This is a genomic window from Nostoc commune NIES-4072 (assembly GCF_003113895.1).
GTDB classification, from domain to species: Bacteria; Cyanobacteriota; Cyanobacteriia; order Cyanobacteriales; family Nostocaceae; genus Nostoc; species Nostoc commune.
Genome location: NZ_BDUD01000001.1, coordinates 2,719,525 through 2,734,475, shown reverse-complemented (window position 1 = coordinate 2,734,475; position 14,951 = coordinate 2,719,525). Strand labels below are relative to the sequence as shown.

18 protein-coding genes and 2 pseudogenes are annotated in these 14,951 nt (G+C 39.9%); 13 read left to right on the top strand and 7 right to left on the bottom strand.

All coding sequences use genetic code 11. The features are described from left to right. Nucleotides 1-147 precede the first annotated feature (147 nt). The gene (locus CDC33_RS12070; RefSeq protein ID WP_109012552.1) at nucleotides 148-327 is read right to left on the bottom strand and encodes a DUF8621 family protein; all 180 of its coding nucleotides are present in this window, start codon (nucleotides 325-327) and stop codon (nucleotides 148-150) included. A 147-nt stretch (nucleotides 328-474) separates the two neighbouring features. Further along, nucleotides 475-795, bottom strand: coding sequence for a 2Fe-2S iron-sulfur cluster-binding protein (locus CDC33_RS12065; RefSeq protein WP_109008682.1), 321 nt, complete (start codon nucleotides 793-795; stop codon nucleotides 475-477). Nucleotides 796-988: 193 nt separating this feature from the next. Between CDC33_RS12065 and CDC33_RS41215 the strand changes: the two genes are divergently transcribed. Beyond that, nucleotides 989-1,123, top strand: coding sequence for a hypothetical protein (locus tag CDC33_RS41215; protein WP_280524465.1), 135 nt, complete (start codon nucleotides 989-991; stop codon nucleotides 1,121-1,123). Nucleotides 1,124-1,132: 9 nt separating this feature from the next. On the opposite strand, the gene CDC33_RS12060 is transcribed toward CDC33_RS41215, so the two are convergent. The 3 genes from CDC33_RS12060 to CDC33_RS12050 all read right to left on the bottom strand — a co-directional run bounded on the left by CDC33_RS12060 (nucleotide 1,133) and on the right by CDC33_RS12050 (nucleotide 2,560). Then, the gene (locus CDC33_RS12060) at nucleotides 1,133-1,822 is read right to left on the bottom strand and encodes a Uma2 family endonuclease (protein ID WP_109008681.1); all 690 of its coding nucleotides are present in this window, start codon (nucleotides 1,820-1,822) and stop codon (nucleotides 1,133-1,135) included. Nucleotides 1,823-1,935: 113 nt separating this feature from the next. After that, the gene (locus CDC33_RS12055; protein WP_109012551.1) at nucleotides 1,936-2,229 is read right to left on the bottom strand and encodes a helix-turn-helix domain-containing transcriptional regulator; all 294 of its coding nucleotides are present in this window, start codon (nucleotides 2,227-2,229) and stop codon (nucleotides 1,936-1,938) included. Next, entirely contained in the window at nucleotides 2,222-2,560 is a 339-nt protein-coding gene (locus CDC33_RS12050; protein WP_109008680.1) for a type II toxin-antitoxin system RelE/ParE family toxin, read from the bottom strand. The genes CDC33_RS12055 and CDC33_RS12050 overlap by 8 nt, the downstream gene beginning before the upstream one ends. Before the next feature lie 161 nt (nucleotides 2,561-2,721). Here CDC33_RS12050 and CDC33_RS12045 point away from each other — a divergent pair, with 161 nt between their 5' ends. From CDC33_RS12045 to CDC33_RS11990, 12 genes and pseudogenes are all read left to right on the top strand, one after another. Beyond that, nucleotides 2,722-3,213, top strand: a complete 492-nt coding sequence (locus tag CDC33_RS12045; RefSeq protein ID WP_109008679.1) for a hypothetical protein — start codon at nucleotides 2,722-2,724, stop codon at nucleotides 3,211-3,213. Nucleotides 3,214-3,232: 19 nt separating this feature from the next. After that, the gene (locus CDC33_RS12040; protein WP_219930017.1) at nucleotides 3,233-4,252 is read left to right on the top strand and encodes a GUN4 domain-containing protein; all 1,020 of its coding nucleotides are present in this window, start codon (nucleotides 3,233-3,235) and stop codon (nucleotides 4,250-4,252) included. Nucleotides 4,253-4,838: 586 nt separating this feature from the next. Then, complete coding sequence (locus tag CDC33_RS12030) at nucleotides 4,839-5,240, top strand: hypothetical protein (protein WP_109008678.1); 402 nt, start codon at nucleotides 4,839-4,841, stop codon at nucleotides 5,238-5,240. Nucleotides 5,241-5,419: 179 nt separating this feature from the next. Beyond that, nucleotides 5,420-6,304 (top strand): DUF4351 domain-containing protein, encoded by an 885-nt coding sequence (locus CDC33_RS12025; RefSeq protein WP_109008677.1) that lies wholly within the window; start codon nucleotides 5,420-5,422, stop codon nucleotides 6,302-6,304. Nucleotides 6,305-6,316: 12 nt separating this feature from the next. Further along, nucleotides 6,317-6,571 (top strand): annotated as a pseudogene (locus CDC33_RS40340) (DUF4351 domain-containing protein); the annotation flags it as partial. Between the two features lie 288 nt (nucleotides 6,572-6,859). Next, the gene (gene acnB / locus CDC33_RS12015) at nucleotides 6,860-9,490 is read left to right on the top strand and encodes a bifunctional aconitate hydratase 2/2-methylisocitrate dehydratase (RefSeq protein ID WP_109008676.1); all 2,631 of its coding nucleotides are present in this window, start codon (nucleotides 6,860-6,862) and stop codon (nucleotides 9,488-9,490) included. A 57-nt stretch (nucleotides 9,491-9,547) separates the two neighbouring features. After that, nucleotides 9,548-9,994, top strand: coding sequence for a DUF29 domain-containing protein (locus CDC33_RS12010; RefSeq protein WP_109008675.1), 447 nt, complete (start codon nucleotides 9,548-9,550; stop codon nucleotides 9,992-9,994). Nucleotides 9,995-10,320: 326 nt separating this feature from the next. Beyond that, nucleotides 10,321-10,740 carry an endonuclease domain-containing protein gene (locus CDC33_RS12005; protein ID WP_109008674.1) on the top strand — a complete coding sequence of 140 codons (420 nt, stop codon included), beginning with the start codon at nucleotides 10,321-10,323 and terminating at the stop codon, nucleotides 10,738-10,740. Nucleotides 10,741-10,903: 163 nt separating this feature from the next. After that, complete coding sequence (locus tag CDC33_RS12000) at nucleotides 10,904-11,185, top strand: DUF4258 domain-containing protein (RefSeq protein ID WP_219930016.1); 282 nt, start codon at nucleotides 10,904-10,906, stop codon at nucleotides 11,183-11,185. A gap of 17 nt (nucleotides 11,186-11,202) precedes the next feature. Continuing rightward, nucleotides 11,203-11,430, top strand: a complete 228-nt coding sequence (locus tag CDC33_RS11995; protein ID WP_109008672.1) for a type II toxin-antitoxin system MqsA family antitoxin — start codon at nucleotides 11,203-11,205, stop codon at nucleotides 11,428-11,430. Between the two features lie 52 nt (nucleotides 11,431-11,482). Then, a complete protein-coding gene (locus CDC33_RS37765; RefSeq protein WP_219930015.1) occupies nucleotides 11,483-11,647 on the top strand; it encodes a hypothetical protein in 165 nt (54 codons plus the stop codon). Between the two features lie 271 nt (nucleotides 11,648-11,918). Next, nucleotides 11,919-13,415, top strand: a complete 1,497-nt coding sequence (locus tag CDC33_RS11990) for a peroxidase family protein (RefSeq protein WP_109008671.1) — start codon at nucleotides 11,919-11,921, stop codon at nucleotides 13,413-13,415. Nucleotides 13,416-13,678: 263 nt separating this feature from the next. Here CDC33_RS11990 and CDC33_RS11985 read toward each other — a convergent pair. Both CDC33_RS11985 and CDC33_RS11980 read right to left on the bottom strand, forming a co-directional pair. Further along, nucleotides 13,679-14,341 (bottom strand): annotated as a pseudogene (locus CDC33_RS11985) (tetratricopeptide repeat protein); the annotation flags it as partial. 14 nt (nucleotides 14,342-14,355) lie between these two features. Next, nucleotides 14,356-14,628 (bottom strand): zinc metalloprotease, encoded by a 273-nt coding sequence (locus CDC33_RS11980; RefSeq protein WP_109008669.1) that lies wholly within the window; start codon nucleotides 14,626-14,628, stop codon nucleotides 14,356-14,358. Between the last annotated feature and the right edge of the window lie 323 nt (nucleotides 14,629-14,951).

Here is a 14,951-nt window from a genome sequence, read left to right as displayed (position 1 = left end):
CCTCCTCTTTTATCCTCAAGGAATTATGTTTATCTTATTGACTAAGTAACCGTTATTTGTTTAGCGGATGTTAAAAGGAATGTAGAGACGTAGCACTGCTATGTCTCTACAAGGGTTTCAGTCAACGAATAATTGATTGAATGACTTCTAACTCTTGACTGTAGTCACCACAGCTTCGACTGTAGCTTTTTGTTCGTCAGTATCCACAGAGGTAATTGCCCAACGCAGAGGTTCGCCTTGTTTCTTCAACTCTGTTTCAATTACTTCTAGTAACTCTGCGGGAGTTTCTTGTAAATCAATTTCTGCGGTAATAAAATGAGTTGTCATTTTGGTAAATCCTGTTGATTTGTAGTTCCTAGAATAGCTGATTTCATCTGCAATCAAATACTTGCGTAATTTATCAGATTTGGTAATTTCAGGGAATAGTTATTCACTTATGAATAATCATCCAATATACTGATAAATGTTCGCTGATTATTTGCCTTTGCCAAATTGTAACTGATAAAGTATATCTTCTTTTTCCGTCTGAATTTTCAAATCAGAAAGGGGTTTGGCAATACAAAGCAATACGTAACCTTGTTTTTGCAAATCTGGACTAACGCCCATACCATCAGTTTGATCCACAGTTCCCTCGCTTATTTGACCGGCGCAAGTTGTGCAAACACCTGCATTGCAAGAACTAGGCAGTTCTAAACCAGCAGCATCGGCAACTGATAAGATCGTTTCATTTTCAGGAACTTGCAAGGTATGAATTTTGCCTTGGTGATCAATTTCTACGGTGTAAGTTTTGGGCATATACAAAAGAAGCGTGATGCAACGGACAAATGTATTAGTTTATCTGAATTAGTTAAAAATATCCAGATGTTACTATAAAAATTTAGGTAAAAGATTGATAATTATAGCAACTAATTCTGAACACTTTATAGATTAGTAACATTATTTACTATACAATACACAAATAAATTAGCTAAATTTGCTTACTATAAATATGCGCGTAGGCGTAGCCCGCCGTAGGCATCGCGTTTCTTTAGAGACTGTATCAGTAAGTCTGCCTTTTGGCATTGGTTCGATGTCTTGGAAAGTTGACACCACACAACGCAAAGCGGCTTGGTCGCTTTATTAGGAATTGTTTTTATAGATCATCAGGGTCAATATTTAATTCTCGCAACTTAGCAGCTAGGCGTTCTGCACGTTGCTTTTCCTGTTCTGCGCGTTGCTTTTCCTGTTCTGCCAATTCTTGCGGTGTCGGCACTAACTGCCCTTGTGCTGTAAAATAGCGTAATTGATTGTCTTGCACACCCAGATATAAATCTAACTGCTGACTCCATAACCAACCTTGGGAATTTGCTTCTATTGGTTGGTAATGAGCGTCTACTAAATGAAACCCTACAAATTCCAAATTATTGGGGTCAAACCAAAAATACTCTGGGGTGCGAAAGATATCTTGATAGATTTGTTTTTTTAAACCTTTGTCTGTGGCTTTTGTAGAATACGAAAGCAACTCGACAATGATATTGGGATATTTACCGTCTTCTTGCCAAATCACCCAACTTTTGCGCGGTTTCTTTTCGCATCCTAGCACAACAAAAAAGTCTGGGCCGCGAAATTCTTCTGATTTAAGTTGACGTTGGCTATAGTAAATTGTCAAATTTCCTGCCGCATAAAAGTCATTGCGATTTTGCCACCACAATTCTAAGCATTGTAATAACAGAATAATTTGGCGTAGATGTAAATCGCTTTCCAATGGTGGTTCGTCACTGTAGATATCTCCTGGCGGAAATATTATATCTTCTCCTGGTTCTAATTCTTGGGCAACTGACATGACTTTCTTGGGGCTAAGAGTGAGACGATGGGATGAACACCTGCGGGTGGATGCACAGATGTAATTACTATCATAGGGGTTGTTAATTTATAGTTATGTGCCATCGCCCTGTATTAAGACTTCACTGTTACTGCTAACTGTAACCCCAAAGCATCCAACAAAGAATTTAAATTATAAAATTCAATTTCGCCTTTCTCTGATAGCATTTGGTCAAGTTGATTGTAAAGTTCTTTTACTTGTGTAGAAAATTGATCAATTCCCCCCTGCGCTTCTATGATATTTTTTAGTGCCTTACTTAACATTTTCGGGTCGCCTTCTTCTAAAACAACTTCAATATAAGCTGCTGCTTCTAGGGGATCTTGAATGTCTTGAATCAGTTTTTCATGATAGCTTGTACTTTTACGCATCATCTCTACTCCTGTAGTCTTCCCAATATTCTTTGGCTTTAGCAATATCTTTATCTTGAGTGCTTTTATCGCCACCACACAAAAGAATAATAATTGTTGACCCTTCCTGCCCAAAGTATATGCGGTAGCCAGAACTATAGTCTATTCTGAGTTCAAAAACACCATCACCAACTGATTTACAATCACCTAAATTACCATCCTCTACTCGGTCAAGCCTTGCTCTGATTTTAGCCTTTGCTTTTCTATCCCGCAGAGAGTCAAACCACTCAGAAAAAATATCTATACCATCAAATCTTAAATAATTCCTGATTTCTTTTGGTTGAACTTCCATGTTGAAATTTTCCCAAACGCGCGATCGCATTATCATTGCTCAATGCAGAATGCGATCGCCCATTAGCTACGACAATATGATTTTAGGCTGTATTTTGCAGCTATAATGAGCTATTTTACTATTAAAACCAAATAAATTAGTTAAATTTGCTGACTATGAATATGCGCGATCGCGTTTCTTTAGAGACTGTATCTGTAAGTCTGCCTTTTGGCATTGGTTCGATGTCTTGGAAGGTTGACACCACACAAAAGAAGGCGGCTTGGTCGCTTTATGTGGAATTGGTGACGCGCATTGCTGTACAACCTTTGGAAGTTGACCAGGGTTTGGTACGAGAAGCGATGAACTCTCTTTATAGTTTATTTGGTACAACCCGCGAAGTTCTCAAAGCCGCCGGGCCGGATGTGGGTGCTTCTCGTGATTCAGTGGGGGGAATTGCCATTGCGGTGTTGAATAATGGGTTAAGGCCGTTTTTGGCTAAATGGCATCCGTTGTTGCAAGCGTGGGAAGCTAGACGACCTGTTGGGGTAAGCCCCAAGGAACATGAGCAGAGTTGGTCGGAGGAACCCAAGTTGCGAAGTGAGTTGGAGGCTTTGCGCGGTGGGTTGGAAGATTACGCCAAGGCGTTGGCGATTATTGCCGGCGTGAACGAATAACAAAAGGAACCTTTGAAGAATGAATCAACAGCAATTTGAATTTGATGTTTTCCTAGCTCACAATAGTCAGGATAAACCAAAAGTTAAAATTATCGCTAATAAACTAAAGCAGCGTGGACTAAAACCGTGGTTAGATGAGGAGCAAATGTATGGAGGAGATACGCCGTACAGAGAAATTCAAACAGCGCTTTACAAGTCTAAATCTGTAGTCTTTTTTCTTGGTTTATCTGGGTCAGGAAAATGGCAGGGAAATTTAGAATTACCCATAACCGTGGACTTAGTTATACAATCAAATCTTAGATTAATTCCTGTCTTGTTACCAGGTGTCAAAGAAATACCACCATTACCGGATTATGGTTTTCTCAGAACAAAATTATGGATAAATTTTGAAACAATTGATGATATAAATGCACAAGAAAATCTATACAAGAGCATTCGTAGAAACGTAAAAAATGAAATAAAACAAGTAGAAACAGATAACCTGGACTCAGAAAAAGGCATAAACTACACCAGACTGAGAGACTTACTAGCAGAAGCAGCAAAAAACGACCTACTCGCAGCAAAAAACTGGGAGGAAGCCGACAAAGAAACCTATCGGGTGATGATTCAGGCTGTAGGTAAAGAAGAAGGCGACTACTTCACCTCATACGAACTCTTAAATTTTCCTTGCACTGACTTACGCACAATTGACCACTTATGGGTAAGACACAGCAATAAACACTTTGGCTTCAGCGTCCAGAAGGAAATTTACTTGAGCGTTGGCGGTAAAGCTGACGGCAAGTATGATGAAAAAGCCTGGGAGAAATTTGGCGATCGCGTAGGATGGAGAGGAGAAATAATAGGATTTAAAAAAGGGATATCATACACCGAAGTTACTTTTAATATCTCATCTCCTAGAGGACACCTCCCGTCTGCCGGGGGTTCTATGGGGCTGTTTTGTTTAAAGGGGTGGTTGGGTGGTTGGGTAACTGTATGGTCTCTTTTCTCGCATCGAGACTTGCTTGCTGTCGATATTTCTTACAGAACTGGCGATATCTAGCGGCGCATTCTTCCAACATCCTCCTCAACTGCAACTAAATCAAACTTTAGTCATCAATGTTATAACTTTGACCCTTAAGGTTACATCATTAAGCCTTAAAGCTATAATATGAAGGCTTAAGGTTACAACATAAAGCCTTAAAGTTAAAGCATTAAGCCTTAAAGTTACAACATTAAGCCAAAGAGCTAGAACATTAAGCCTTAAGGTTACAACATTAAGCCTTAAAGTTATAGCATTAAGCCAAAGAGCTAGAACATTAAGCCTTAAGGTTACAACATTAAGCCAAAGAGCTAGAACATTAAGCCTTAAGGTTACAACATTAAGCCTTAAAGTTAAAGCGATCGCTGATAGCGGTTCTCAATTGCATGGAATACAGACCATTCGTAGGGGCACAGCAATGCTGTGCCCTATTGTCTATTGCTTAAACATAATATTATTTTGTTGAAAATCAACCTTTAAGGATTAAATTCCGAGAAATCACGGACATAAATAAAAAATTTTACTAAAAAAATGCGCTTTTTGCTGAACCAAAACCCAGGTTAATTGAGACAAAATAGCTCTGTAAAGCTTTTAAAAGTGTAAAATTATGACTCGAAGAAAACGTAGTTCCCGGATTTTAGAAAAAGCTGAGTTTAGAGTTGCCGGACTGAAAGCTATCAATCCAAATATCAATTTTGATGATACTCACAACTTGCAAAACCTGACTCAATTAATAGACAATTTTCACACTGTCCTTGATGATTATAACGCTGCTATAGCTATGATTGACTCTTCTAGAAATAAGCTGGATGAGATGGAAAAAACCTTAAGTCAGGTTTCAGACAAAATGCTGACGTGGGTTGGTTGCAAGTACGGCAAAAACAGCAATGAATATGAACTTGCAGGTGGCGTTCGAGACAGCGAACGTATCCGTAAAAGCAGATTGACACGCTTAAAATCTAACACAGATAAAATATCAGATGAAAATACAATAACCGCCACGCCCTAACGGGAAGTCAAAAGTTAAAAGTAGAGACGCGATTAATCGCGTCTGTATCTGTAAAAATTCCAGGTGTTCAGATCCCCGATTTTTAAAGAAGTCGGGGATCTATTTCATCACGAATGATTCATGAATGCTATATAATAAGACTTTGCATTAACCCAGAACTTCCGAAATCTTAAAATTGAATGACCAGGTTTATCCATGATAAATTCGCCAAAGACTATCTAGAAGAACTACTAAAAGATTACGGTGAAGTGAAGGCATCAGAAAAAGTCTCAGGAGAAATTAAAGAAATAGATGTTTTATTCACTCCTGCCAAACAACAAAACTCTAATATACAAATACTAGGTTTATTAGGAAGATTTGCCCAACAGCCTGCAATTATAGAACCATACCGCAATCCAGCTTCCACCGATGAAATCTGCGACTGTATTCTCAAACTATTAGAAATAAAGGCTCTCCTGCGACGAGAAACTAAAGCCAATAAAACCAAACTTCAGGACTCCGAAATTCCCAAATTGTGGGTTCTCACACCAACCATATCTGAAACTAGATTGTCTAGCTTTGGAACTATGCAAAAAGCAGGCTGGTTATCAGGAGTGCATTTTTTGCCAGATGCCTTGCGAACAGCAATTGTAGCAATACACCAACTACCCCAAACACCGGAAACTTTATGGTTAAGGCTTTTAGGAAGGGGAAGCGTGCAGTCACAAGCGATTATCGAGTTGCAAGCGTTACCATTAGATCATCCATACCAAAAAGCAACTCTTGAATTAGTTTACAACTTGCGCGAAAACTTGAGAGTAAACCAAGAATTAGAAGCAGATGATAGGGAGTTAATTATGCGATTAGAACCACTTTATCAAAGAGACAGAGAACAAGCTATACAGTCAGGAGAACAACGTCTAGTTCTACGCTTACTCAATCGCCGTATTGGTGAGATTGATTCGTCATTAATTGAGCAAATTAAAAGTTTATCGATTGAACAATTAGAGAATTTAGGAGAGGCATTGCTAGATTTCTCTAATGTTGCTGATTTAGAAACTTGGTTAAACCAACAATCAATCTAATTCATTTCGGTTGATAAAGAATTAATTATGCGACTATAACCACTTTATCTAAGAGACAGAGAACAATCTGTACAAGAAGGAAAGAAACAAGGAGGACAACGTTTAGTTATACGTCAACTCAATCGCCGTATTGGTGAGATTGATACGTCATTAATCGAGCTAATTCAAAGCTTATCGCTTGAACAATTAGAGAATTTAGGAGAAGCATTGCTAGACTTTTCTAGTGTTGCTGATTTAGAAACTTGGTTAAACCAACAATCAATCTAGTTTATTATTACTACACTTAGCGACTAGAAATCGCGGCTATACAGACAAAACCCACCTCCGTGGGTTAAAAATTCTTGCTTTACTCTTAGTCCACGGAGGTGGACTTTCTTTGTGTAGTAGCAAATTCTATTCGCCTCATAGTTTTCAAACTTTCAGTATAAAAAAAGTTCCTAAGAACCGATTACCAGTAAGGCTTTCATTATAAAAGTAAGCTAAACTTTTATAGCCAAGGATTGACTAAAAATATTTCATAATTAAAGATAGAACATCCCAATGGAGAACATAAAAATGCTAGAACAATATCGTAAACACGTTGCCGAAAGAGCAGCACTCGGTATTCCCCCTTTACCATTGGATGCGAAGCAAACCTCAGAATTATGTGAATTACTGAAAAATCCGCCAAAGGGTCAAGAGGAGATATTATTACATTTATTGCGCGATCGCGTTTCTCCTGGTGTTGATCCAGCAGCTTATGTCAAAGCTGGATTTCTCACCGCGATCGCCAAAAAGGAAATCAGCAGTCCTTTGGTTTCGCGCATAGAAGCAGTGCAATTGCTGGGTACAATGGTAGGTGGTTACAATGTGCAAGCTTTAATCGATTTGCTGCAATGGCCCACCGTATCCGTCTCCGACTCATCTGAAACACCTTTGGTAATGGGTGGACAAGGAAAGGAACCCATCGCCGCTTACGCCGCCAACGCCTTAAGCAAAATCCTCTTGGTATATGACGCTTACCACGATGTTTTAGAGTTGTCTAAAACCAATCCTTTCGCCAAGCGAGTAGTTGACTCTTGGGCGGAAGCTGAATGGTTTACCAGTCGCCCCACAGTTCCAGAAGCGATTACTGTCACCGTTTTTAAAGTTCCTGGCGAAACCAATACCGACGACTTATCACCCGCCCAAAGCGCCACGACTCGCCCCGATATTCCCTTACACGCCTTGGTGATGTTAGAGTCACGGCAACCGGGAAGCTTACAAACCATTGCCGAACTGAAGAAAAAAGGGCATCCTGTAGCTTACGTGGGAGATGTAGTTGGTACAGGTTCCTCGCGTAAATCTGCCATCAACTCAGTATTGTGGCATTTGGGAAATGATATACCTTTTGTGCCAAACAAACGCGCTGGGGGTTATGTTTTAGGTGGTGCGATCGCGCCAATTTTCTTTAACACAGCAGAAGATGCCGGTGCTTTGCCTATTCAGTGCGATGTCACCAAACTCGAAACCGGCATGGTAATTACCATTCATCCCTACAAAGGCGAAATCACCAACGAAGCAGGCGAAATTATTTCCACCTTTGCCCTCAAACCTGACACCATCCTTGATGAAGTTCGCGCAGGTGGACGCATCCCCCTACTTATCGGACGTACCCTCACCGACAAAACCCGTCTTGCACTCGGTTTAGAACACAGCACAGTTTTCACCCGTCCTCAGCAAGCCTTTGATACAGGCAAAGGCTACAGCCTAGCACAGAAAATGGTAGGTAAAGCTTGCGGATTACCTGGTGTGCGTCCCGGCACATCTTGCGAACCCATCATTACTACCGTTGGTTCTCAAGATACCACAGGCCCCATGACCCGCGACGAATTAAAAGAACTCGCCTGTCTTGGTTTTAGTGCAGACTTAGTGATACAAAGTTTCTGCCACACAGCAGCTTATCCCAAACCAGTAGACATCCAAACCCATCACGAACTCCCCGATTTCTTTGCTTCTCGTGGCGGTGTCGCCCTCCGCCCCGGTGATGGTATCATCCACTCTTGGTTAAACCGGATGCTACTACCCGACACCGTAGGAACTGGCGGCGACTCTCACACCCGCTTCCCCTTGGGTATTTCCTTCCCCGCCGGTTCTGGATTAGTCGCCTTTGCAGCCGCCTTGGGTGTTATGCCTTTAGATATGCCAGAGTCAGTTTTGGTAAGATTCAAAGGAGAATTGCAACCAGGTATCACCCTGCGCGATGTCGTGAATGCCATACCCTACGTAGCAATTCAAAAAGGTTTGCTGACAGCAGAGAAACAGAACAAGAAAAATATCTTTTCCGGGCGAATTTTAGAAATCGAAGGTTTGCCAGATTTAAAAGTTGAACAAGCCTTTGAACTTACCGATGCTAGCGCCGAACGTTCTTGTGCCGGATGCACAATTAAGCTGAGTGTAGAGACAATTTCTGAATATCTGCGTTCTAACATAGCATTGCTGAAAAATATGATTGCACGGGGCTATCAAGATGCACGTACCATGCTGCGCCGTGTGGCAAAGATGGAAGAATGGTTAGCAAATCCCGTGTTATTAGAAGGCGATGCCGATGCGGAGTATGCCGAAATAATTGAAATTGATTTAAACGAAATCAAAGAACCAATTGTTGCTGCTCCCAATGACCCCGATAATGTTAAGTTATTATCGGAAGTTGCTAACGATCCAGTGCAAGAAGTGTTCGTCGGTTCTTGTATGACAAATATTGGTCATTATCGAGCAACAGCGAAAGTTTTGGAAGGTGCAGGTGAAGTAAAAACTCGTCTGTGGATAGCACCACCAACCCGCATGGATGAACACCAATTAAAAGAAGAAGGTGTATACAGCGTTTTTGGGGCTGCGGGTGCTAGAACAGAAATGCCAGGATGCAGTTTGTGTATGGGAAATCAGGCGCGAGTTGCTGATGGCACAACAGTATTTTCTACCTCTACCCGCAACTTCAATAATCGCATGGGTAAAGATGCGCGAGTGTATCTTGGTTCAGCAGAATTAGCCGCAGTTTGCGCGCTGCTAGGACGGTTGCCGACAGTGCAGGAATATTTGGATATTGTGGCGAGTCGAATTCATCCTTTTGCCGATGATTTGTATCGGTATTTGAACTTTGATCAAATTGCCGGTTTTGAGGATGAAGGGCGCGTGATTTCTAAAGAGGAGCAGGCTTTGTTAGTATAGTTTAATTAGGTGGGTGTTATGCCCACCTAATTTTTAGCATTTCCAAGAGGAATATTAATGACCAGTCCATCTTTTATAAATGAAAAAAACCTTTATGAACAAGACTTTTACTTGTGGACACAAACAATTGCCCAACAGTTAAAAGAAAATAATTTTAATGAAACAGATATAGCTAATTTAATTGAAGAAATTGAAAGCATGGGGAGGAGTGAAAAACGCGAGTTAAAAAATCGATTAATTGTGCTGTTGATGCACTTGCTGAAATGGCAATATCAACCAGAAAAACGTAGTGAAAGTTGGCGCAGTACCATTTCTGAACAACGTATCTGTATTGAAACATTATTAGAAGATAGTCCAAGTTTGCAACCTCTACTTGCAGAAGTATTTGAAAATTGTTATCAAAAAGCTCGTCTCAATGCATCTGATGAAACAGGTATTAAATTAAATTTCTTTCCTAAAGAATCTCCGTTTACACTAGAAGAAACGTTAAAAAATAGTTATTAGGTTGCATTAAGTAATTTTGAATTGTAATTAAACAAAGTTTTGGATATTGGCTAGCTTAATGTTTAAATAGATGATATTTCAGTATTTTTGCTGTTAAAGCTATTGTATAAATACACTAATTTGTATATAGACTATTGTATTTAAAAACATTCTATCAGCGCGATCGCACCTTCGCATGCTCGCACTTCGCACACAGACCTAACCCCCCAACCCCCTTCCCTGCAAGGCAAGGGGGAGAAATCCGGCTCCCCTCTCCGCTTCGGAGAGGGGTTGGGGGAGAGGTCAATCATCATCTAAAAATAAACATCTATTTTCATACTTTATAAATGAATAATCCAACACCTGAAGAACCCTATCCACTGACAAAAGAGGGAACTCGCAATATTGTAATCGGATACAAAGTAGACTTAGTTAAAGTGCAACGTGCCAAAGAACTCCGTCAGCAAATGACACCAGAAGAAAAAATTCTTTGGCAACATCTTCGTGCTAATCGCCTGAATGGTTTTCACTTTCGCCGTCAGCAGATTATCAATGGTTTTATTGCAGATTTCTACTGTCACGCAACTGCATTAGTGATAGAAGTAGATGGCAAAATTCATGAACAACAAGCCGAATATGATGCAGAACGGGACAAAGTTTTGTTAGCTAGGGGACTGCGTTTGTTGCGAATTAAAAATGAAGAAGTGAGACATGAACTTGATAAAGTCTTGATGCGTATTTCCACAGCTTGTTCTCAACAGACCTAACCCCCCAACTCTCTTCCCTGCAAAGGAAGGGGGAGAAATCTAGCTCCCCTCTCCGCTTCGGAGAGGAGCTGGGGGAGAGGTCAATCTATGCGATCGCACCTGGTAAATTAGGGATGCGATCGCTGTAAACTATTAAAGTCTAACTTCGTCTGAGATTACCACCTTGTTCGATGAAATTTTGCAACGAATGCGGGATAAAGTTTCTTCTCGTCAGTATTTAATGACGCTACACGCTGAAGAAGAAATGAGCGATGACAATCTAACAATCTATGACATTGAAGAAGGCATCTTTACAGGCGAAATACTCGAACGTCAAAAAGATAAAGTGACAGCAGAATCTAAATATCGTATCAGAGGTTTAACTCTTGATGCAGGGGAAGTCGAAATAATTGCCAAGCTAAGTCCAACTGGAAAACTTGTTATCATTACAGTATACATACCCTAATAACAGGAAAGCGGCAAATGCTGTGTGATATTTGTGGAAGCGAAGGTGTAAAAGTCCGCCAAATTACTAGAACTTACGGCAATGGTAAAGACCTGTTAGTAATAGAAAACATTCCAGTAATAACTTGTACTCATTGCGGCGAAACTTATTTAACTGCTGAAACTCTTCACAAAATTGAACAAATCAAAACTAACCGTAAAAAATTAGCTGTTGAACGTCCTGTAGAAGTGGCTAGTTTTGGATGATGAATAATTGCCAAAATTAAATATTGCTTCAGCTATCCACTAATACACATTTATGGACTTCTACACAACAGTTTTGCGAAAGAGTGCGGGTTATTGGGTTGCTTTATGCTTAGAAAATGGACTGGTAGGACAGGGGATAAATCAAAAAGGAGCAATCAAGGAACTTCATGAAGCGATCGCTCTTGATATGGGACGACTATCTCGATTCAAGAGATGAGGTTTTCATCGCCAGAATAATCTTCCCCACTGCTTCAGAGATGAGAAGCACTGATAATCGATTTCCTGGTCTTATCACTATTAAGGCAATCAGAGTAACTACCAAGCCATCCACGGCAAAGCGTGACTTTGATACTTACACTCTGTTTTTATTAACAGATGATAAGAGAAATAGTACCCTAAGGGGTAATATTAAAACTTATTTTTCCACACTATAGTACAAGTATTCTTTGATCAAAACAATAATTAATTTTTTATCCAAAGGAGCTACTATGGTTAGACAGCATGGATTTACTCCTCGTACAGGTGAACAGCAACCACCAAGTGAATTTGCCCAAACAGGTAAGTTCGGCAGATTGTTTCCAAAACTTCGTTCTTTTATTCCATCTGAGGAAAGTTTAAAAGAACTGGGTAATGCACTAAGCGATCCTGACCCCAACACACCGGAAGGAGACAATACAAGTGTCCCAGCAGGCTTTACCTATTTCGGTCAATTTATCGATCATGATATTACTTTAGACACCACTACTCTTAAAGAGATCATTGTTGATCCTTTGGCTGTGACAAACTTCCGAACACCAGCACTTGATCTTGATAGTATTTATGGTTCTGGGCCTGATGTACAACCTTATTTATACCAACTACCTGACCAGGATTTATTTTTAATTGGCACAACTAATCAAAAGCCTGGAGCAGGAGATTCTACCGTTCCCACAGGATTGCCTAATGATCTTCCTCGCGCTTCAAGTGGTCTGGGGCTACTTGGAGATTCGCGCAACGATGAAAACTTAATCGTTGCACAGCTTCACCTGGCTTTTCTAAAATTTCACAACAAAGTAGTTACAGGTATCAAGAATAAAACCATTGAATCAACACGAGCTACAGATAAATCGGATTTTGTAAAAGCCAGAGAATTAGTAATTTGGCACTATCAATGGATAGTACTTCATGACTTTTTGACTCGCATTATTGACAAGGAACAGCTAGAACTAGTGCTTAAAGAGGGCAGACGCTTTTTTATATTGAAAGAGAATCAGGAGCCATTTATCCCTGTAGAGTTCTCTGTAGCTGCCTATCGTCTTGGTCATAGTATGGTGCGTTCAGTTTATGACTACAACCGTGTTTTTACTCCTCTTCCTGGTGGAGTCACACCCGCGACTTTAAAACTTTTGTTTGATTTCACTGCCAAATCAGGTCAGTTAGGGGACTTCGCCGATATTCCAATTCCCAGTGATTGGATTATTGACTGGAGAAGATTTTTTGAAATTGACCCTAATGTGCTGGTTAATCCCAGTCGCAAGATAGATCCTTTTCTTGTTGAACCTTTAAAGAATTTACCCAATGTTCCAGGGGAAAAATCATTGGCTGTAAGAAATTTACTTCGCGGTCGCAGTGTAGGCTTGCCATCCGGTCAAAGAGTAGCTCGGTTCCTGAAATTAAAACCTTTGACTAGGGATGAAATCTCGACTGGCCCTGATGGAGAAGTTGCAGCCAAGCATAAATTTGATATTGAGACACCGTTGTGGTATTACATTCTTAAAGAAGCTCAAATTCAGAATCAAGGCCAACGTTTGGGTCAAGTAGGAAGCCGGATTTTGGCTGAAGTTTTTGTTGGTTTACTAGAAGAAGATAGCAACTCATTTTTGGCGACTGACCCCAATTGGAAACCAACATTGCCTGCCGAAAAGCCTGGTACATTTACCATCGTGGATTTGTTGAAGTTTGTTGGAGACATTAATCCTATTGGCGATGTGAAACAAGAATCGTAATTATACTTATGAGGGTTTCAGGCTGCAAAATTTAGGGGAGTTTAAAAAGATTACCCCATTTTAGTTTCAGCCAGACGATCGCCTCTTGTGACCATGCTGGCTGAAATTTCCTAAAATAGAAAAATCTGTACAGTGACTTTTTATTTGTCACTATGCCAAATTAATATCATCAAGGGTATGAAGTTTGAAGTTCTAGCGTTAAACCCAGAAGCACACAGCAAGCTTATAGGCTATATAGTCCCTCTTCAGAAACGGTAAATTCCTTAACTATCCTCTTTAGAAATATTCTGTGTTTTAAATCTTTCGCCAAAAACATTATCAACTAAACTTTTGAAAAGTGGGTGTTCCCGAATTTCATCAAAGTCTGGGTCAGTTTTAGCAAGTTCCCAGAATCTATCTGGTTCACATTTTATTGATTGTTGTAAATTTTGAGTTGCCAAAACTACATTACTTTGCAGCGCATAACAACAAGCTTTGTTGTACCAGTAATCAGGATAGTCCGACTTGATTTCAATTGCTTTATTGTAGACAACTAACGCTTCTTCATATCTTTGTAATTCCATTAAAGCAACACCTTTATAATTCCAAGCGTCGGTATTATCTGATTTGAGTTCAATAACTTTGTCATAAGAGGCGATCGCATCTTCATACCGATGTAAGTAATAAAGTGCATTGCCACGATCTAGCCAAAAACCATAAAAGTCAGAATAGATAGCGATTGCTCGTTCATAAGAGTCTACAGCTCCTTGATAATCTTGCTGTATTACTAAGGCTTTTCCTCGTAACCACCAAGTATTGCTGTCATCTGGTCTAATTGCAATCACTTTGTCATAAACAGCGATCGCTCTATCATAACGCTGTAGTTTTGCCAGAATTTCGGCTTGATTAGACCAAGCTTGGTAGAAATCTGACTGGATGGCGATCGCTTGGTCGTATGCTGCTAAAGCTTCTTCGTATTTTTGCGAAGAAAATAGGCGATCGCCTTGGCGCTGTAAATCTTGGTAGGCAAAGCAATACTACCAATGAGGAGAAAAAATAGTGGTAGCACTAAACTCAAACTTGGCTCGGTATATTTGAGTGGGTTTAAGGTTAAATATCCCTTATCTTTAACGGAAGTATCGCCACCCCAATATGCTATTAGTGCATGACCGAATTCATGCAAACATAAAGACAATATCCAACCCAAACAGATAAAAACAGCTACTAACCACATGATTTTAATTAGTCATTCATAATTAATATAAATTGTACATTGACAAATACTAACACCCCTCATAGTGCCACCCGTCCTCATTTTTGGGTTACAGAGAAAACATTAGCTATAGCGCAGTTAGTGAACTTTTGTAAATATTGCGTCTCGTCTGCGAAAAACTTATGAGATGGAAATGAAAACTCAACAGACACTACGCTGTAAAATTATCGGGCAGGATTATTTATGAGCTTTTGTAAATAATTGACTGGTTCTGCATAAAATTTTTCCTTAATCTAAATGTTATGTACAAGCTCAAACTTCAACAAACCACTTACACAAAGACT